Source organism: Arthrobacter sp. 001422645 (genome assembly GCF_059816125.1).
The window spans coordinates 157342-176371 of record NZ_JCBANT010000005.1 but is presented as its reverse complement, the minus strand read 5'-3'; the positions used below and the strand labels follow the sequence as shown (position 1 = coordinate 176371).

Sequence of the window (19030 nt, the reverse complement as noted above, 5' to 3'; positions counted from 1 at the left end):
TCCGGCAGTCCCGGCCACCGGGATCTTAGGAAAGGATAAGTATGGGAGCCCAGATCCGGGTCTACCGCCAGAAGATCAGCTCGACGACGTCGATGCGCAAGATCTTCAAGGCGATGGAACTGATCGCTACCTCGCGCATCGGGAAGGCCCGAGCACGCGTAGCAGCTTCACTGCCTTACGCAAACGCCATCACGCGTGCCGTTTCTGCTGTCGCAAGCCAGAGCGAAATCGACCACCCGCTGACCACCGAGCCGGAGCAGATCCGCCGGGCCGCCGTCCTGGTAATCACCTCGGACCGTGGCCTTGCAGGTTCGTACTCCGCGAGTGTGCTCAAGCAGGCGGAAGGCCTCAACGAGCTGCTCGTCGAGGAGGGCAAGGAAGTCAAGTTCTACCTGGTCGGCCGCAAGGCGCAGGCCTACTTCGACTTCCGGAACCGTCCCTACGGGCGCGTCTGGACCGGCGGCACGGACGCACCGGAGTTTGCCACCGCGCAGGAAATCGGCGAGGCATTGCTGGCCGACTTTGCGACGGATTACGCAGAGGGCGGCGTCGACGAGATCCATGTCGTCTACACCCGCTTCAAGTCCATGGTCACGCAGGAGCCGACGGTAGTCCGTCTTCTCCCGCTTGAGGTTGTCGAAGAGCAGGCTGCGTCCGAGTCGGACCTCCTGCCGCTCTACGAGTTCGAGCCGGAAACGGAGCAGGTTCTCGATGCTCTGCTGCCGCGCTACATCGAATCACGTATCTTCGCCGCGATGCTGCAGGCAGCAGCTTCGGAACTCGCTGCCCGCCAGCGGGCAATGAAGTCCGCCGGCGACAACGCCACGGAGCTCATCAAGAAGTTCACGCGTCTGCGCAACACGGCCCGCCAGGCTGAAATTACGCAGGAGCTTTCCGAAATCGTGGCCGGTGCCGACGCCTTGAACGCGTCCTAGCCTCCCCGAGCGCGGAACCAGCTGTACCTGCACCAAAGTAAACTTAACCCCAACGCCATCTACTGAGTGAAGTGAGAGAGATGACTGCCACTGCTACCGAACACGTAGCCGCGACGACCGGTGCTACCGGCCGTATTGCACGTGTTATTGGCCCGGTTGTCGACGTCGAATTCCCGGCTGACGCAATCCCCTCGATTTACAACGCACTCACCACCGAGATTACTCTCAACGGTGAGACCAAGACGATCACCTTCGAGGTTGCGCTGCACCTCGGCGACAACGTCATTCGCGCCATCTCCCTGCAGGCAACCGACGGACTCGTCCGTGGCACCGCCGTAGTGGACTCGGGTGCCCCCATTTCCGTGCCTGTCGGCGACGTCGTCAAGGGACACATCTTCAACGTCCTCGGACAGCCGCTTGACGTGGCTGAGTCGGAACTCGAGATCACCGAGCGCTGGCCCATCCACCGCAAGGCTCCCGCCTTCGCGACGCTTGAGGGTTCCACCGAGATGATGGAAACCGGCATCAAGGTCATCGACCTTCTCACCCCGTACATCAAGGGTGGCAAGATCGGTCTGTTCGGTGGTGCCGGCGTCGGCAAGACCGTGCTGATCCAGGAAATGATCACCCGTGTGGCCCGCAACTTCGGTGGCACCTCGGTGTTCGCCGGTGTCGGCGAGCGTACCCGTGAAGGTAACGACCTCTGGGTTGAAATGGAAGAGGCAGGCGTCCTCAAGGACACCGCCCTTGTCTTCGGCCAGATGGATGAGCCGCCGGGAACGCGTCTGCGCGTGGCGCTGTCCGCCCTGACCATGGCGGAGTACTTCCGCGATGTGCAGAACCAGGACGTGCTGCTTTTCATCGACAACATCTTCCGCTTCACCCAGGCGGGCTCCGAGGTCTCCACCCTCCTCGGCCGCATGCCTTCGGCCGTGGGCTACCAGCCCAACCTGGCTGACGAGATGGGTCTCCTCCAGGAGCGCATCACGTCCACCAAGGGCCACTCGATCACCTCGATGCAGGCCATCTACGTCCCCGCAGATGACTACACCGACCCGGCCCCGGCCACGACCTTCGCACACCTCGACGCGACCACGGAACTTTCCCGTGAAATCGCTTCCCGTGGTCTGTACCCGGCCGTTGACCCGCTGACGTCGACCTCCCGCATCCTGGATCCGCAGTACATCGGCAACGACCACTACAATACGGCCGTCCGCGTCAAGCAGATCCTGCAGAAGAACAAGGAACTCCAGGACATCATCGCCATCCTCGGCGTTGACGAGCTTTCTGAAGAAGACAAGATCGTCGTGTCGCGTGCACGCCGCATCCAGCAGTTCCTGTCGCAGAACACCTACACCGCCAAGCAGTTCACCGGCGTCGAAGGCTCCACCGTGTCCATCAAGGACACCGTTGAAGGCTTCACCGCGATCTGCGACGGCGAGCTGGACCACATCGCAGAGCAGGCGTTCTTCAACGTCGGCGGCCTCGATGACGTCGAGCGCCAGTGGGCCAAGATCCAGGAACAGACCAAGTAATATGGCTGAGCTTGAGGTTGAGATTGTCGCAGCGGACCACTTCGTGTGGTCCGGAGCGGCCCAGATGGTCAAGGCCCGCACCAGCAATGGTGAAATCGGAATCCTGCCCGGCCACTCGCCCCTGCTGGCGATTCTGGCCGAAGGTGAACTGGCAATCCAGCCGGTGTCCGGTGACCGCATTGCTGTAGTTGTCGACGGCGGCTTCTTCTCCGTCGACAACAACCGGGTCGTCATTGTTGCTGACAACGCCCAAATGGGCGACGCGGCTACTGCGGGGATCCGCTAGCACGACCTTGATGAACGATACTGTTATTCCGTTCATCGTCCTGGCAACGATCTTTGCGTTGCTGGTACTTGCACTGTGCCTTTCCGGGGTGCGCCGCTTCAATCTGCGGCGCGCCCTGGGCACGGTGGACGCCTCCATTTGCACGGCTGGAAACAGCTGGCAGATGGGGGTTTGTCGTTATCAGGACAACGACCTTGAGTGGTTCCGCCTTGCTTCGCTGAGCATGCGGCCCAAGCACTCATTCCGGCGGAGCTCCCTGGAACTGGTCGGCCGGCGCAAGCCCACCGAATCCGAGCTCGTCAAGGTCCAGCCCGACGCCGTGATTGTAGAACTCCGGTACGAAGGGCAAGACGTCCTGCTCGCGATGCGGTTCGACGCCTACACCGGGCTGTCCTCCTGGCTTGAGGCCGGGCCGGTCATCGGCGTCGGCACCTGGCGCTAACCCGGGTGCATTACATCGAAGACCTCCGGCTCGTGGACGGGCCGGTGGTGTGGATCGCCTGGGCTGTGGGTGCTGCGGGCGCGGCTTACCTCGTCCGGCATGCGGGACGGCGCCGCAGCCGGGACGCGGCCGGCCCCCGCTGGCCGGAACTCCTCCTTCCCGTCGCCGTTGCCATCCTGTCCGCCGCCGCGTTGCTCGCCGGTGCGCACTGGCTGATGATCTACGTTTTTTCCGTCGTCCCCGGGGAACTGCCGGGTGAGGTCCTGGCTTGGTCCCTTCCCGCGGTCACGGCGCTGCTGCTCTGGCTCACGCGGCTGTGGGGAACCTGGCGGCCCGGATACATCCGGTCCCCTGGGCGCGGAGACCGGCCCCGCCCGGCGCGGATTGCCGCGCTGTCAACGGGCGCCCTGCTGGGCGTGATCATCCTCTCCGCCGTCCAGACGAACATCTACTTTGGCCTCAACCACACCGTCAGCGACCTGCTGGGCACTGCCGTGGCGCGGGTCCAGCCACTGGAAGACGGGCTGAAACGCACGCCGGGAGCCCCTGCCGGCAGCAGCCTGGCCGGGTGGAGCCCGCCGGCCGGGCTGCCCGACGGCGGCGTGCTGCGGCGCGCTGCAATCCCCGGCACAACTTCCGGCTTCGAGAGCCGCGAGGCCTACATCTACCTCCCGCCGGCCTACCGGGCCAGCCCGCGGCCTGCCCTTCCCGTACTGGTCCTCTTCGCCGGCCAGCCGGGCGCGCCGGCGGACTGGCTCACAGGCGGCGCACTGCGTGGCCGCATGGACCGGTACGCGGCGGAGCACCACGGTGTGGCCCCGGTGGTGGTGGTGGTGGACCCCAACGGTTACTCCTCGGGCAACACCCTCTGCATGGACAGCAGGATCGCCCGGGCCGACACCTTCCTCTCCGTGGACGTGCCTGGCTGGATCAAACAGACCCTGGACGTGGATCAGGACCCCTCGCGGTGGGCGGCCGGCGGCTTCTCCTTCGGCGCAACCTGCGCGATGCAGATGGTGACCCGGCACCCCGACATCTACAGTTCCGCGCTGGCGTTCTCCAGCGAGAAGGAACCCGCCCTCGCCAAGGAGCGCGAAAAAACCATCGCCGCCTCCTTCGACGGAGACACCGAAACCTTCGACCGCCAGACACCGCTGCGGCTCATGCAGGACCGCCGTTTCGACGGGCATGCCATCTACTTCGGCGCCGGTGAACGGGACCCTGAATTCATCGGCTACATGGAGATCCTGTCCCACGCCGCGCGCGCCGCCGGGTTCACGGTGGAGTCTCGCCCCGTTGCCGGTGCCGGGCACTCCTGGGACACGGCGTCCCAGGGGCTGACCTCCGGGCTCGACTTCCTTGCGTCCCGCTGGGGAATCCGGCAGTGAGTCCGGGGGCAACGCCACAGCCGCGGGGGACCGGGGCCACTTCCCTCCAGGGCCTGGGACGCGAGGGCCTGCGCCAATCACTGGGGCATCTGCGCGCCGTACCGTTCACCCTGACAGTCCTGGCGGTCTTCCTGGTCACTGGTGCGGCCACCGGAAGCTTTCTCTCCGGGCCGCCGGAATCGCTGTTGGACGTGGCCTCCGTCAGCGCCCCCGCGCTGAAAGCCGGACAGTGGTGGTCGCTGTTCACCTCCCTGTTCTTTGCCACCAACCTGCTGGCCTACGCCGCGGCCGCGCTGATGATCCTGCTTCTGCTGGGCCTGGCCGAGCGGAAGTTGGGGACCCGGCGCACCGCCATGTTCTACTTCGCCGCCCAGTTCGCCGCGGTGACGCTGTTCCTGCTGCTGACGCAGCTTGCCCGCTACGCCGACGACGGATGGCTCAGCCGGATGGTTGACGCGCGGCTGATGGGCCCGTACGCGGCGGTCCTCGGCGTCTCGCTGGCGTCCAGCGGTCTGCTGCCCACGCTGTGGCAACGCCGACTGCGCACCGCGGTTGTCTCCATCTCCCTCATGCTCGTGCTGTATGTCGGGCACGCGGAGACCGTCGTCGGGTTCGCCGGTGCACTGGCGGGGCTGGCGGCCGGCTGGTGGATCCAAGGCGACCGGGGCACGCTGCACCGCCACCGCTCCACGGGACGCGAAACCCGCAATCTCCTGGCCCTGACCGTCGCGATTTTCGCCGTCGGTCCCATCCTGACGGCCATGGTCCGGACCCCCACCGGGCCACTGGCGCTGCTGCGGGACGTCGTCCTGAATCCGCTCCCCACGCTGACCCAGATGGAACGATATTGCGGGGGCAGCGTCGACGTCACGTGCCTGGAGGCCGGACGCGCCGGTTTCGCGGGGCCGCTGGGCCTCGCACTGGCCGTGGTACCGGTGGTGCTGCTGCTCATCTGCGCCGACGGCATGCGGCACGGGCGCCGGCTCGCGCTGCGGATCGCGATCACCCTCCAGCTCGCCGTCACGGTCATGGCCGCCGTCTACCTGTCGCTGTTCGCCAGGATCCACCAATACCCCGACCGCCCGCGCACCGGCCTGCTGGGATCCGGGGTGGTCCACGTCCTGCCGCTCGTAGTGGTTCCGCTCGTGCTTGTGGTGCTGCTCGCCGCCAACCGCCGCCAGTTCCGCGTCGAAACGAGCCCCCGGGCCCGCCGTGCCCTCGCCGCCGTCGTCGGCGGCACCTGGCTGGTGCTGGCCTCCTGCTACACAGGGGTCTGGCTGGCCGCCGGCGGCATGGACCGGGACGGCGGCCTCCTGGGCCTGGCCGCAGAGCTCTCCCGGCAGTACCTGCCGCTTCCCATCCCCGGAATCTACAGCCGCATCTTTCAGGGCCGTAACGCCGCCGAGGCCTTCCTCTTCGCCACGACCGGCATCATCTTCTGGGCGGTGGCCCTGGCCGCCGTCTGGGTGGTTCTGCAGCGCAGGCTGCATCGTACCGACGCCGCAGCCGATGACCGCGACGCGGCCCGCAGCCTGATCCGCCAGGGCGGCGACTCGCTGTCCTGGATGGCGCTGTGGGAGCCCAACAGGTACTGGTTCGCCCCGGATGGCCGCGGGGGAGTGGCCTACCAGCAGCACGGCAACGTCGCGCTGACTCTGGCCGGACCGTTCGGCCCGGCGGCGTTCCGCGAGGAGACCGCAACGGGCTTCATCCGGTATTGCGCCGAACACGCACTCATTCCCTGCTTCTACTCCTGCACGGACGAGCTGTGGCCGATGCTGAAGGGCCGCGGTTTCCGGCGGGTGGCGGTGGCCCAGGAAACCAGGCTCGCGGTGCGCATGCTCGAGTTCAAGGGCAAGGACTGGCAAAACGTCCGTACCGCCCTCAACCGGGCGGACAAAACCGGCGTGCAAGCGGTGTGGGGCCGCTACGCGGACTTTGCGCCTGCGCTCCGCGCCCAGCTGGTCGAGGTCTCGGAGGAGTGGGCCGCACAGAAATCCGTCCCGGAGATGGGGTTCACCCTCGGCGGGATCGACGAGCTGGAGGACGGAGAGGTGCTCTGCTGCCTGGCGGTCGACGCCGGGGGCCAGGTCCAGGGCGTCACGAGTTGGCTGCCGGTGTACGCGGACGGGCGCCTCGTGAGCTGGACGCTGGACTTCATGCGGCGCCGCGGCGACGCCTTCCCCGGGGTTATGGAATTCCTGATCGCGTCCGCGGTGCTGGAGCTGCGGAGCACGGTGGACGTGATTTCGCTGTCCGGATCGCCGCTGGCGAAGGACACCGCGACGGTGGCTGACGTTGCCGGCCAGGAGGCCGGATCCGGCGGGCTGGCGGGAATTCTCGACGTCGTGGGGAAAGCGCTCGAGCCCATCTACGGGTTCCGTTCGTTGGCAACATTCAAGTCCCGTTTCAAACCCGAGTACCGGACGTTGTACCTCTATTATCAGGACCCCCTGCACCTGCCCGCCATGGGCAGGGCGCTGAGCCGCGCCTATCTTCCGGGCCTGTCCGTGCGGCAAAGCGCCCGGTTGCTGAGGACCCTCGTGCGCTAATGCCGTTACGCGCCGCAGTGCAGAAAGGCACGTGCCACGGCCGAGTTCAACAATGTGGGTGCAACAAACGTCCCGCAGCAATGCGGACCCGTCAATTGGGCGGGCGCCCAAACGTTCCCTAAAACAATGCACCGTGCGCGGAACAGTCCGCCAACAAAGCAAAAAAAATGATCCCCGGCACTAGGGCCGGGGATCATTCTTTGCGGAGACTGCCATAGGCAGTTCCGCGACGCGGTACTAGACCAGCGTCACGCCGGTTGCCTGGGGGCCCTTGGCGCCCTGGCCGATTTCGAACTGAACGCGGGCGTTCTCGTCGAGGGTCTTGAAGCCGCCGGTCTGGATCTCGGAGTAGTGAACGAAGACATCGCCATCGGAGTCGTCCGGGGTGATGAAGCCGAAGCCCTTTTCAGCGTTGAACCATTTGACAGTTCCCTGTGCCATGTATTTCTCCTCATTATGGATCTTGATTAAGGCCGGCACACTTCGTGCCGGACTTGGTCACTCCGCGAGAAGAACCTGGGCTGTGGGGCCGGAATATCCGGGCTTCGGCGGCAGGCGCTTCACGCTCGCAACATGTCTTGCGAGCATGAAAAAACACCTACACAAAGACTCGTATAAGAATTTCATGCCAGTTGCGTCAGGTCAACGGGCACGGCGCACAATTGGCATAAATTTTGTACAAAGGGTCGACCAACGTTATCAACGGTGCATTACCGCCGGCCGGGTTCTCTTCCGGAGCCGCAGTGCGGGCCTCAGAAGAGCCGGGATTCGACGTCGTCGACGCCGCGCATTGCGTCGTAGTCCAGGGTGACGCAGTCGATGCCGCGGTCGTTTGCCAGGACCTTGGCCTGGGGCTTGATCTGCTGGGCGGCGAAAATGCCGCGGACCGGCGCCAGGAGGGGGTCGCGGTTGAGCAGTTCGAGGTAGCGCGTGAGCTGCTCGACGCCGTCGATGTCACCGCGGCGTTTGAGTTCGATGGCCACGGTGGCACCCTTGGCGTCCCGGGCGAGGATGTCCACCGGGCCGATGGCGGTGAAGTACTCGCGGCGGATGAGGGAGAAGCCGGCGCCCAGGAGTTCGATTTGGTCGGCCAGCAGCCGCTGGAGATCCGCTTCCACGCCGTCCTTGATGAGCCCGGGGTCCTGGCCTAGCTCATGCGAGGTGTCATGGAGCTGTTCATGGATGTTGATGATCAGCCGGTCGTCGGTCTTGGCTGACTGGACGGTCCACTGCTCCACCACGCCGATTTCGACGTCGACCTCGTCCGGGGTGGAGACCCGCAGGGACGCCGGGGGGCTCATCCAGTTCAGCGGCTTGTAGGATCCGCCGTCGGAATGGACCAGCACGGAACCGTCGGCTTTGACCAGCAGGAGCCGGGTGGCGAGCGGGAGATGGGCTTTGAGCCGGCCGACATAATCAACGGAGCAACGGGCTATGACTAAACGCACCCGGTCAACACTACCGTCTGCGGCGACAGGGGGCACCCGCGCTGGGGCAGAATGGAACCATGCCCCGTTCCAACCGCCCCCGCCGAGCCGTGTCAGGACGCGCCGGGTCCGGCAAACTGCCCAAGCCCGGCGCCAAAGGAGGGCCGGTGCCGGAGCTGGACCTGGAACGCGCGCGGTCGGGCTTCGCGCGCCGGGAAAGCGCACCGGACGGCGAGTGGTCGGTCCGGCCGATCACCGCCAGCCGCGCCGAGAAGACGTACATCTGTCCGGGCTGTTCGACGGCGGTGCTGCCGGGTGTGGCGCACCTCGTCGTGTGGTCCGAGGACCACCTCTTCGGGGCGGCAGCCGGGCTGGCGGAGCGGCGGCACTGGCATACCAACTGCTGGACGTCACGCAGCTACCGGTATCGCTGACTGCTCCGCCGGTTGTTTGCCGGAAGCGGAGTTGTTGCAGGGGCAGCGCCGCCGGCTGCTTTAGCTAAGCTGGACGCATGAGTTTTGACCCGGCGTCGTACGTCTTCAGCCAGCCTTCCGGACCGACCGCGATCCGCGCCTCCACCGTTCTCCCGGCCCGCCGGGAAAACGTGGAGCTCCGCACCGCCGACGGGCACCGGCTCGTCGGGGAGCTGGCGCTCCCGGAGTCCGGCGAGCTGAAGGCCACCCTGATCACCCTTCATCCGCTGCCGACCCACGGCGGATTCATGGACTCGCACGTCTACCGCAAGGCCTCCTACCGGCTGCCCGCCCTCGCGGGTATCGCCGTGCTCCGGTTCAACACCCGCGGCACCGGCTCGCCGCGGGGAACCAGCGAGGGAGCGTTCGAGGAGGGTATCGGCGAACGCCTCGACGTCGAGGCGGCCGTGAAGTTCGCCGTCGACCGCGGACTGCCGAACCGCTGGCTGGTGGGCTGGTCCTTCGGCACCGAGCTCGCGCTGATGTACGGGGCGTCCGAGCCGGTGGCCTCCGAGGTGGAGGGCGCCATCCTGCTGTCCCCTCCGCTGCACCGGGCCACGGATGTGCACCTGAAGGAGTGGGCTGCCTCCGGCAAACCGCTCAAGGTCCTGGTTCCCGAGCTGGACGATTACCTCCAGCCGGCCGGGGCCAGGGAGCGCTTCGAGGTGGTGCCGCAGGCCCGCGTCGTGGGCGTGGACGGGGCCAAGCACCTGTGGGTGGGGGAGAAGTACGCCGGCCGGGTGCTCAACGAGATTGTCGACGAGGTAGTGCCGGGCGGAACAAGCACCGAACTGCCGCAGTCCTGGGACGGCCCGGTGGCCACAGCCCACGCCTGAGGGTTTCCGCTACGGAAAAGGACAGCCGCTACGTGGATCCACGCAGCGGCTGTCCTTTTCCGTAGCGGAAAATGTTAGTGGTTGTCCTGGCGGACGATGAAGATTTCCTTGACCAACAGCATGATGGCGGCGGCGGTGGGGATCGCGATGAGCGCGCCGAGCACGCCGAGCAGGCTGCCGCCGGCGATCACCGAGATGACGGCGACGGCGCCGGGAACCGCGACGGCCTTCTGCATGATGCGCGGGGAGATGAAATACGCCTCGAACTGCAGGTAGGCGAAATAGCAGACGGCGTAGACCACTGCCGTCTGCCAGCCTGCAGTGAGCGCGATCAGCGTGACGATGACACCGGCGATCAGGCCGCCGACCAGGGGAATGAATGCCAGCAGGGCCACCACAAAGGCCAGCAGGACGGCGAACGGGACGCCCACAATCGACATCACGATGAACGCGAAAGTCGCGTTCACCAGCGCAACGACGGCCTGGCCGATCACGTAATTGCCCACGGAACCGGTGATCTCCTCGGACAGGGCCTCAACCCTGGCCCGGCGGGACCGCGGGGCCAGGCGGTAGCCCCACTTCTTCATGGCCGGCAGGGCGGCCAGGAAGTAGAGGCTCAGGACCAGCACGATCAGGGCGCCGAACAGGCCGTTCGCCACGGTGGAGCCGAACCCGACCACCCCGCCGAAGATGCCGCCCATCGCCGCGGGATCATTGACGAACTTCTCCAGCTCCTGGGAGATGCGTTCCCGCACGCCGTACTGGTTGTCGATGCTGCGGAAGAAATCAGAGTTGATGAACTCCGTGATCCAGCGCGGCGCCTCCTCGACGATCTGGGTGACCTGCTGCACGATCGTCGGGATCAGCGTGGCGAAGAAGGCGGCGACACCCAGGGCCAGGCTGGCGACGGCAATCACGATGCCTGCGGCGCGGGGGACCTTCTTTCCTTCGAGCCAGCGCACCACCGGGTCCAGGCCCAAGGCGATGAACAGCGCCGCTACGATCCAGAGAATCAGCTGCGTCGTGTTGGAGCCGATCCAGTAGACCAGCAGGGCAACGCCGACGCCGACCGTCCCCATGAAGCCGACGTAGAGGGGGTGCTGGGAGGACATCCGCGGGCCGGGGTTGCCGAAGCGGGTGCCCGTCTCCGTCTCCGGCGTCGTCGGGTCGTTTTCCTGTTCCGGCGGCATCTCAAAGCGGAGCCGTGGCTGCGCTCCGGGAAGAGGCTGGCGAAGCCGGTGCGCCATCGAACTCAGCACTCCGGCCAGGGCGGCGCGGCGAGGGGAAACCTGCTCCTGCGGACTTCCCGCCGTGCTGCCGGATTCCAGGTCTTCTTCCGGTCCTGAGGGGGACGAGTCCGTGTGTCCAGTCACTGCGTTGAAAGCCCTTTAATCTCTGTATATCCCCGGCGGAGACGCCGCGGCGGCCCCTGTGTGATGATCACCGCAAACACTATCAGCAGGCTTGTTTTGGAGGGGTCAGGCGGCTCCGGCGGGTGGCCCGGAGGGGGTTGACAACAGCCTCGATCTGACTCGGTGGTAACAAAACGGTTACTATTGAAGCTACGTGTCCGCTGATGATAGGTAATATTTTGCGTTTCAAGACTGCAGTTGCATTAGTGCTGCTCGGCCTCCTGACACTGCTGGCAGGAGTCGGCCAGAAGACTTTCTGGGCTCCGGCCGAGACCGTGACCGCCACCGCACCCGAGGGTGCCACCGCTGCTCCGCTGACCGTTTTTGACGAGAAGCTGCGCACCATGCGCGACGGCACGGTGACCATCACGGTCAAGGGGGAGGGCAGCTTTATGCTGGCCGCGGGCCGTCCGGACGACGTTGACGCCTGGGTCGGAAAGACCGCGCACAACACGGTCTCGGGCGTCTCCGAGGACGGCAAGGCGCTGCAGTTGACGCACGCGGAAGGTGAAGCCGCCTCACCCTCACCGGCAGGTTCCGATCTCTGGGTCAGCACAGAGAACGCCAGCGGAGAGCTGACGTACAACTGGAACGCACCGGCCGACGGAGACTGGTCGCTGCTGCTCGCAACGGACGGCACCAAGCCGGCCCCCACCTCGATCACCATGACCTTCCCGAACGACACCTCCACTCCGTGGGCCATCCCGCTGATGGTCCTGGGCGGCCTGCTGATCCTGGCCGGCATCGCCCTGATGGTGCTCAAGCCCAAGTCCAAGTCCGGTGCGCGTCCCGGCGCCGACGGCGGTTCAACCGGTGATTCGGACGGCGGCAGCAGCTTTGCCCGCCGTGCGCAGGCCAAGGCCGCGGCCCGCAGCGAGGCCCGGAAGTCCGCCGAAGCCACGTCCGCGGTGCCCGTTGTCGGATCGCCGGCGGCTGATGCGAAGGGTGCTGACGCCAAGGGCGCAACCCCCACGAACACCGCCCCGACGAACGCGGCCCCCACGAACACCGCCGAGAAGTCCTCCGCCGCACCGCTGACCGCCGCGCAGCGGCTGCGGCGCTCCGGAGCGGTCGTCGCCGTGCTGACCGCCACCGCCGTCGCAGGCAGCGGAGTGGCCGCACAGGCCAGCCAGACGCCCGCCCCGACACCGGGCGAGGCCTCGGCCAGCGCAGAGCCGGCATCGGCATCCCCGGTGCTGCTCGATACCCAGTTCCGCCGCATCCTGGAGCAGGTTGCCAGCGCGTCCGACGCCGGAGACGCGGCCAAGGACGCCAACAAGCTGAAGCCCCGCGTCGCCGGTCCTGAGCTCGAAGTCCGCTCGCAGAACTACAAGATCCGCTCCCGCGTCGGCTCGTACGAGCCCCGGATGCCGGTCCGCGCCACCAAGCTCCTCACCACGGTGGTCACCGAGGACCGCGCCTGGCCGCGCAAGGTCATGGCGGTGACCCAGGGCGAGGGCAATGTTGTTCCGCAGCTGCTCACCCTGACCCAGGCCTCCCCGCGGGAGAACTACAAGCTGGTCCTTACCACCCCGCTCCAGCCCGGCACCACCTTCCCTGGGATCGAGCGCGACGGCACCGGGACACTGGCACCGACGGACAAAACCGGTCTCCTCTACAGCGGCCAGGAAGCGCTGACCGGGTTGGGTGACCGGCTGAATTCCGCCGGGTCCAAGTTCAAGGACAAGCTCGCGGAAGGTAAGTCCTCGCCGTACATCGCGGACACCCTCGCCTACCAGGCCGATGTGGTGAAGTCCGGCGTCAACGGCAAATTCGCCTTCAGCCACAAACTGGTTCCGGAGAGCGTTGTGGTCTTCCGGACCGCCGACGGCGGGGCCCTGGCCCTGGGCCGACTGGACTTCTCGTTCGACGGCACGCCCAAGGCCTCCGGCGACAAGCTGACCATCGGCGACGACGCTGCGGCCCTCGCGGGCGGCAAGGAGACAAGCACCGGCATGGTGCTGAAATTCGCCGAATCCGCCGCTGTCTACATCCCGCCGGCAGGCTCGTCGGACCCGATGAAACTTGTTGCCGCCACCCGCGGCCTCGTCGGGGCCAGCTTCAAGTAGGACCGCAGGGGTACCAGTAGATACAGAAAGGACCCGGCCCGCTGGCCGGGTCCTTTCTGCTGTCCGGGCTCGTTCAAGTGGCACCGGGAGGGGCCGGTATGGCTAGAGTGGAACCATGACTTCGCCAGCCTCCCGCCCGGTCCCGCCCGCTGCTGCCAACCCGCTCAACCTGCGGGGCGCCGTCGACCTGTCCTCCCTCAAACAGCGGCCCGTCGCGCCGCCGGCCGCCTCAGGCACGGCGGGCACACCGGGATCCCCGGCCGCGGGCAACGGGGACGAGGACCACGCCGGCCGTCCGCTCCGGGTGGACATCACCGAAGCCAATTTCCAGGAACTCGTTGAGCTGTCGGCCCAGGTTCCTGTCGTCGTCGCGCTTTGGGCGGCCTACTCGCCCGGCTCCGCCGAACTGGTCGACGTCCTCGAGCGGATCGTGGACAGCTACGACGGCCGGCTGGTCCTCGGTGCCGCCGACGTCGAGGTGTTCCCGCAGCTCGCCCAGGCGTTCCAGGTGCAGGCCGTTCCCACCGCCGTGGCGTTGGTCAAGGGCCAGCCGGTGCCCCTGTTCCAAGGCGGAGCCGAGGAACCGCAGGTCCGCAGCCTGTTCGATGAACTGCTCAAGGTGGCCTCAGCCAACGGCGTCACCGGACGGATCGGTGCGGGCGGACCCGCCGCGGACGGCCCCGAGGCTCCGCCGCTGCCTCCTTTGCACCAGAAGGCGTTTGACGCGATCGAAGCCGGGGACTACGCAGCGGCCGCGGACGCGTACCGCCAGGCCCTGCTGGAAATGCCCGCCGACGCCGAAGCCAAGGCCGGGCTCGCCCAGGTGGAGCTGATGGGCCGGCTCCAGCCGCTCTCCGCCGCGGACACTGACGCGTTGCGCCAGCTCGCCGCCGACGAGCCGGACAACCTTGAGGCCCAGCTCGGCGTGGCCGACCTGGACGTCGCCGGCGGACACGTCGAGGACGGACTGGGCCGGATCGTCGCGTTCATTGGCAGGAACTTCGGCCCGGAGCGGGAAACGGCCCGGGTCAGGCTGCTGGAACTGTTCGACGTCGTCGGCGCCACCGATGACCGCGTGGCAAAAGCGCGCCAGAACCTGGCCCGGGTCCTCTTCTGATGGGGTCGGCGCTTTTTACGCCGCTGGAACTGCGCTCCCTGCACCTTCAGCACCGCGGCTGGGTGTCGCCGATGTGCCAGTACAGCTGCGAGCCCGAAACCGGGGAAGGGGTCCCCACCGACTGGCACCTGATGCATCTGGGCTCGTTCGCCACCGGGGGTGCAGCACTGATCCTTACCGAGGCGGCCGCCGTCAACGCCGCCGGACGGATCAGCCCGCGTGACGCCGGACTCTACAACGACCACCAGGCTGCGGCCTGGGAGCGGATCACGGCCTTCGTCCACCGGCACGGAGCCGCAGAGGCCAAGATCGGCACCCAGCTGGCGCACGCAGGCCGGAAGGCGTCGTCGTACTGGCCGTTCTCCGGACAGAAAGGTACGGTGGCTGCCGCCGACGGCGGCTGGCCCACCGTGGGTCCCGGCACCTCAGCCTTTGACGGCTACGACGCGCCCTCGGCAATGACGGAGGACGAGATCGACGGCGTGATCGCCGATTTCGCCGCTGCGGCGGAACGGGCGGTCGGCGCCGGTTTCGACACGATCGAAATCCACGGCGCCCACGGCTACCTCCTGCACCAGTTCCAGAGTCCCCTCGTCAACGACCGCACAGACCGCTGGGGCGGCGACGAGGCCGGCCGGAACAGGCTGACCCTCGCCGTGGTGGATGCCGTGCGGGACGTCATCCCCGACTCCATGCCGCTGCTCCTGCGCATCTCCGCCTCGGACTGGGCCGAGGGCGGCATCGATGCGGAAGCCTCGGTCCGGATGGCCAAGGCAGCCTCGGAACACGGAGTGGACCTCGTGGACGTCTCCAGCGGCGGCGCCGTGGCATGGCAGCAGATCCCCGCGGGACCCGGCTACCAGACCGGCTTCGCCGCGCGCATCCGGCGTGAAACCGGGGTCAGGACCGGCACTGTGGGGCTGCTGACGTCGGCCGGTCAAGCCGAGCATGCCGTTGCCACCGGCCAGGCCGACGGGGTCTTCATCGCCCGCGCCGCCCTCCGCGATCCACACTGGTGGCTGCGCGCTGCGTTCGAGCTGGGCCATGAGCTGGCCTGGCCGCCGCAGTACGAACGTGCGATTCCCCGCCACTCCTTCTAGCAGGGCCTTCTCGCAGGCCCTCCCGCAGGGAGAGTAAGGTCCGCCCGCAGGGGTACGCCTTGCGGACGATCCGTTCCGCGCCATAGGGCGGTTAGTCTGACGACATGACTTTTCAGCAACCGGGTCCGCATGCCCCTGAAAACCAGCCGCCCCCGCCGGTCCCGGCCCTGTCCCTGCGCGGGCTGGCCAAACGCTTTGGCGGGAAGATCGCCGTCGACGGCCTCAGCCTGGACGTTCCGGCGGGATCCTTTTTCGGGATCGTCGGCCCGAACGGCGCCGGCAAAACCACCACACTGTCGATGGCCACGGGATTGCTGCGGCCCGACTTCGGCACGGCGTTCGTGCACGGCGTCGATGTATGGCGGCAGCCGCTGGAAGCCAAGAAGCTGATGGGCATACTGCCGGACGGCGTACGGCTCTTTGACCGGCTGACCGGCGAGCAGTTGGTGACCTACGCCGGGCTGCTGCGCGGCATGGATAAGGACGTTGTGTCCGGACGCGTGGCGGAACTGCTCGCTGCCCTGGACCTGGGCCCCGACGCCGGCACACTGGTAGTGGACTACTCCGCCGGCATGACCAAGAAGATCGCCCTCGCCTCGGCGCTCATCCACGCGCCCCGGCTGCTGGTGCTCGACGAGCCGTTCGAATCCGTGGACCCGGTGTCCGCCGCCAACATCCGCGACATCCTGGACCGCTACGTGGCTTCCGGCGGCACTGTCATCGTCTCCAGCCACGTGATGGACCTCGTCCAGCGGATGTGCGACCACGTCGCCGTCGTGGCGGCCGGACGGCTGCTGGCCGCCGGGACGGTCGACGAGGTCCGCGCGGGCGCGTCCCTCGAAGACCGCTTCGTCCAGCTAGTCGGCGGCCGCAACCACACGGAAGGGCTGGAATGGTTGCGCACCTTCTAAGGCTCAAGCTGACCCTGCTGCGCAATAGTGTCCGGCGCAGCCCTTGGCAGCTGGTGGGTCTCGGCATCGGCGTGCTGTATGCGCTGGGACTCGTAGGGCTCGCCATCGCGGGGCTCCTGGTGCTCCGCGGACAGGACGCCGGGCTGGCGCAGACGGTGGTGGTCCTGGGCGGCGCCGCGGCGCTGCTGGGCTGGGCGGTTATTCCGGTCGCGGCCGCGGCCGCCGATATGACACTGGACCCGGCCCGGTTCACCACCTTCGCCGTGCCGATGCCGCAGTTGCTGACCGGGCTGGCACTCGGCGGGCTGATCGGCATCCCGGGCACGGCGACCGCCCTGGTGGCACTCGGCACCGTCGGGACCTGGTCTCGGAGCCTCCCCGCCGCAGCGGGCGCGCTGGTGGGGGCGGTCCTCGGTGTGCTCAGCTGCATTGTGCTGTCCAAAGTGGTCACCACTGCCACGGCGGGGCTTGCGAGTTCCCGCCGCTTCAAGGACGCCAGCGCTGTGGTCTTCCTGATTCCCCTCGTCTTGATGGGCCCGATCGTGACAGGCGTCGCCGAAGGGATTGCCGGATCCGGGGACTTCCTGGCCGCGCTGGCCCGCACGCTGTCTTGGACCCCGGCCGGGGCCGCGTGGTCCCTCGGCGGCGAGCTTGCCGTGGGGAGCTATGGCGCTGCAGGCCTGAAGTTCCTGATCGCCCTGGCCACCCTCGCCGGACTCGCGCTGTGCTGGAAGCTCCTCCTGCAGCGGGCGCTCGTGACGACGCCCTATGCCGGCACCTCCAAAAAGAGGGCCGGCGGCCTGGGTTTCTTCAGGCTGTTCCCGGCGACGCCTGCCGGCGCGGTGGCGGCGCGGTCCCTGAGCTACTGGCTCCGGGACCCCCGGTACTCCGGCTCCCTCGTCGTCGTCCCGCTGCTGCCCGTGCTGTTCCTGTTCCAAGCCACGCAGACGGGGTCCTACGGGCTGCTTCTCTTCGTCGGTCCGCTGACCGCGTTCCTGCTGGCCTGGTCCATCTCGACAGACGTGTCCTATGACAACACCGCCTTTGCGCTGCATGTCGCCACGGGCGTGCGCGGGGTCCACGACCGGCTCGGCCGCGCGGTGGCGTGCCTGGTCTTCGCCCTGCCGGTAGTGGTGGGGCTCAGCGTCCTGCCGTTCCTGTTTGGTGCGGACTGGCAGCTCCTGCCCGGAGTGCTCGGGTTGTCCCTCGGGGTCCTGTTCAGCGGGGTCGGGCTTTCGTCCGTGGTCTCGGCGCGCTACACCGTCGCGGTGCCGCTCCCCGGCGACAGCCCCTTCAAGAAGCCGCCCGGCAATGTGGCGCAGACCCTGGCGGTGCAGTTCGGCGGCATGGGAGTGCTCCTGGTGCTGGTCATCCCCGAGGCGGCACTGCTGGCGGCACAGTTCGTCACCGGCAGCGCCCTGCCGGGCTGGATCAATCTGGTGTTGGGCCCGGTCCTGGGGCTCGCGTTGTTGGCCGCCGGGGTCCGGCTGGGCGGCAAGTGGCTCGATGCCCGCGGGCCGGAGCTGCTGGCCCAGCTGGCCGTCAACCGCTGACGCGGGCGCTGCGGACCGGACTGGGATAACCTGCCAGTAAGGGACGTCCGGCAACGGATGCGGCGAGGTAGCGGCGAAGTTAAGGCGAAGGGCAACGCAAAGGTAAAGGCAGGGCCATGGAAGTCGTCATTCTGTCCGGCACTAAGCCGATCGCGGCCCTCGCGGCGGACGCGATAGAGAAACTGCTCCGGCGCAAACCCGACGCCGTCCTGGGACTCGCCACCGGCTCATCACCGCTGCCGGTCTACAACGAGCTGGTCCTGCGGCACGAACGGGACGGACTCGACTTCAGCCAGGTGCGGGCTTTTGCCCTGGACGAATATGTGGGGCTGCCGGCCGGCCACCCGGAGTCCTACCGGGAGGTGATCCGGCGCGAATTCACCGAGCGGGTGAACATCGACCCCACAAACGTCCACGGCCCGGACGGCTCGGCCGCGGACATCCCCGCAGCCTGCCAGGCCTATGAGGACGCCATCCGCGGCGCCGGGGGAGTGGACCTGCAACTGCTGGGAGTGGGTACCGACGGGCACATCGGATTCAACGAGCCCGGCTCATCCCTGGCCTCGCGGACCCGGATCAAGACCCTGATCGAGCAGACACGCCGGGACAACGCACGGTTTTTCGGAAGCCTGTCCCACGTTCCGCACCATGTTGTGACGCAGGGACTGGGAACCATCCTGGAGGCCCGGCATGTGATCCTCATTGCCACCGGCGCGCAGAAGGCCCGGGCGGTCCGCGACCTCGTGGAAGGGCCGGTCGCCGCCATCTGCGCGGCCTCCGTCCTGCAACTGCATCCGCACGCCACGATCCTGGTCGATGAAGCGGCGGCGTCGTCACTGCGGCTCGCCGATTATTACCGCCACAGCTACGAAAACAAGCCGTCGTGGCAGGGGCTGTAGGGCTGTAGCCGCCCTGTATTGGCGCCCAGCCGCAGCCCTGACGCCGTCGGGCCTCCGCCCTGCCGGCGCCGTTCTGTCCGATCCAGCGGCTAAGA

Annotated in this window: 17 protein-coding genes; 14 read left to right on the top strand and 3 right to left on the bottom strand. The window is 67.4% G+C overall.

What is annotated here, in order from left to right; translation table 11 throughout:
* The first annotated feature begins 41 nt into the window (after positions 1-41).
* The 6 genes from AC6EUH_RS08015 to AC6EUH_RS07990 all read left to right on the top strand — a co-directional run bounded on the left by AC6EUH_RS08015 (position 42) and on the right by AC6EUH_RS07990 (position 7138).
* Entirely contained in the window at positions 42-935 is an 894-nt protein-coding gene (locus AC6EUH_RS08015; protein WP_056426122.1) for a F0F1 ATP synthase subunit gamma, read from the top strand.
* An 80-nt stretch (positions 936-1015) separates the two neighbouring features.
* Positions 1016-2470, top strand: coding sequence for a F0F1 ATP synthase subunit beta (atpD, locus tag AC6EUH_RS08010; RefSeq protein ID WP_056426125.1), 1455 nt, complete (start codon positions 1016-1018; stop codon positions 2468-2470).
* Between the two features lies 1 nt (position 2471).
* On the top strand, positions 2472-2756 hold the full coding sequence (locus AC6EUH_RS08005; RefSeq protein WP_056426128.1) for a F0F1 ATP synthase subunit epsilon: 285 nt from the start codon (positions 2472-2474) through the stop codon (positions 2754-2756).
* 10 nt (positions 2757-2766) lie between these two features.
* Entirely contained in the window at positions 2767-3198 is a 432-nt protein-coding gene (locus tag AC6EUH_RS08000; RefSeq protein WP_056426131.1) for a DUF2550 domain-containing protein, read from the top strand.
* A gap of 5 nt (positions 3199-3203) precedes the next feature.
* Positions 3204-4586: an alpha/beta hydrolase gene (locus AC6EUH_RS07995; RefSeq protein ID WP_056426134.1), complete on the top strand. Its 1383-nt coding sequence runs from the start codon at positions 3204-3206 to the stop codon at positions 4584-4586.
* Positions 4583-7138: a bifunctional lysylphosphatidylglycerol flippase/synthetase MprF gene (locus AC6EUH_RS07990; protein WP_056426137.1), complete on the top strand. Its 2556-nt coding sequence runs from the start codon at positions 4583-4585 to the stop codon at positions 7136-7138. The genes AC6EUH_RS07995 and AC6EUH_RS07990 overlap by 4 nt, the downstream gene beginning before the upstream one ends.
* A gap of 237 nt (positions 7139-7375) precedes the next feature.
* On the opposite strand, the gene AC6EUH_RS07985 is transcribed toward AC6EUH_RS07990, so the two are convergent.
* Together AC6EUH_RS07985 and nucS are read right to left on the bottom strand one after the other, a co-directional pair.
* Complete coding sequence (locus AC6EUH_RS07985; protein WP_024365900.1) at positions 7376-7579, bottom strand: cold-shock protein; 204 nt, start codon at positions 7577-7579, stop codon at positions 7376-7378.
* Positions 7580-7890: 311 nt separating this feature from the next.
* On the bottom strand, positions 7891-8586 hold the full coding sequence (gene nucS / locus AC6EUH_RS07980; protein ID WP_056426140.1) for an endonuclease NucS: 696 nt from the start codon (positions 8584-8586) through the stop codon (positions 7891-7893).
* A gap of 59 nt (positions 8587-8645) precedes the next feature.
* Between nucS and AC6EUH_RS07975 the strand changes: the two genes are divergently transcribed.
* Both AC6EUH_RS07975 and AC6EUH_RS07970 read left to right on the top strand, forming a co-directional pair.
* Positions 8646-8999 (top strand): Rv1322 family protein, encoded by a 354-nt coding sequence (locus AC6EUH_RS07975; protein WP_056426143.1) that lies wholly within the window; start codon positions 8646-8648, stop codon positions 8997-8999.
* 77 nt (positions 9000-9076) lie between these two features.
* Positions 9077-9874 carry an alpha/beta hydrolase gene (locus tag AC6EUH_RS07970; RefSeq protein ID WP_499738303.1) on the top strand — a complete coding sequence of 266 codons (798 nt, stop codon included), beginning with the start codon at positions 9077-9079 and terminating at the stop codon, positions 9872-9874.
* 74 nt (positions 9875-9948) lie between these two features.
* Here AC6EUH_RS07970 and AC6EUH_RS07965 read toward each other — a convergent pair whose 3' ends face one another.
* Positions 9949-11121 (bottom strand): AI-2E family transporter, encoded by a 1173-nt coding sequence (locus tag AC6EUH_RS07965; protein ID WP_156367503.1) that lies wholly within the window; start codon positions 11119-11121, stop codon positions 9949-9951.
* Positions 11122-11450: 329 nt separating this feature from the next.
* Between AC6EUH_RS07965 and AC6EUH_RS07960 the strand changes: the two genes are divergently transcribed.
* The 6 genes from AC6EUH_RS07960 to nagB all read left to right on the top strand — a co-directional run bounded on the left by AC6EUH_RS07960 (position 11451) and on the right by nagB (position 18935).
* The gene (locus tag AC6EUH_RS07960; RefSeq protein ID WP_499738302.1) at positions 11451-13355 is read left to right on the top strand and encodes a hypothetical protein; all 1905 of its coding nucleotides are present in this window, start codon (positions 11451-11453) and stop codon (positions 13353-13355) included.
* A gap of 115 nt (positions 13356-13470) precedes the next feature.
* On the top strand, positions 13471-14472 hold the full coding sequence (locus tag AC6EUH_RS07955) for a tetratricopeptide repeat protein (RefSeq protein WP_056426155.1): 1002 nt from the start codon (positions 13471-13473) through the stop codon (positions 14470-14472).
* A complete protein-coding gene (locus AC6EUH_RS07950; protein WP_499738301.1) occupies positions 14472-15572 on the top strand; it encodes an NADH:flavin oxidoreductase/NADH oxidase in 1101 nt (366 codons plus the stop codon). The genes AC6EUH_RS07955 and AC6EUH_RS07950 overlap by 1 nt, the downstream gene beginning before the upstream one ends.
* Positions 15573-15676: 104 nt before the next feature.
* Positions 15677-16483, top strand: a complete 807-nt coding sequence (locus AC6EUH_RS07945) for an ABC transporter ATP-binding protein (RefSeq protein ID WP_056426160.1) — start codon at positions 15677-15679, stop codon at positions 16481-16483.
* The gene (locus AC6EUH_RS07940; RefSeq protein WP_499738300.1) at positions 16465-18036 is read left to right on the top strand and encodes a transporter; all 1572 of its coding nucleotides are present in this window, start codon (positions 16465-16467) and stop codon (positions 18034-18036) included. The genes AC6EUH_RS07945 and AC6EUH_RS07940 overlap by 19 nt, the downstream gene beginning before the upstream one ends.
* 116 nt (positions 18037-18152) lie before the next feature.
* Positions 18153-18935: a glucosamine-6-phosphate deaminase gene (gene nagB, locus AC6EUH_RS07935; RefSeq protein WP_056426167.1), complete on the top strand. Its 783-nt coding sequence runs from the start codon at positions 18153-18155 to the stop codon at positions 18933-18935.
* Positions 18936-19030: the final 95 nt, after the last annotated feature.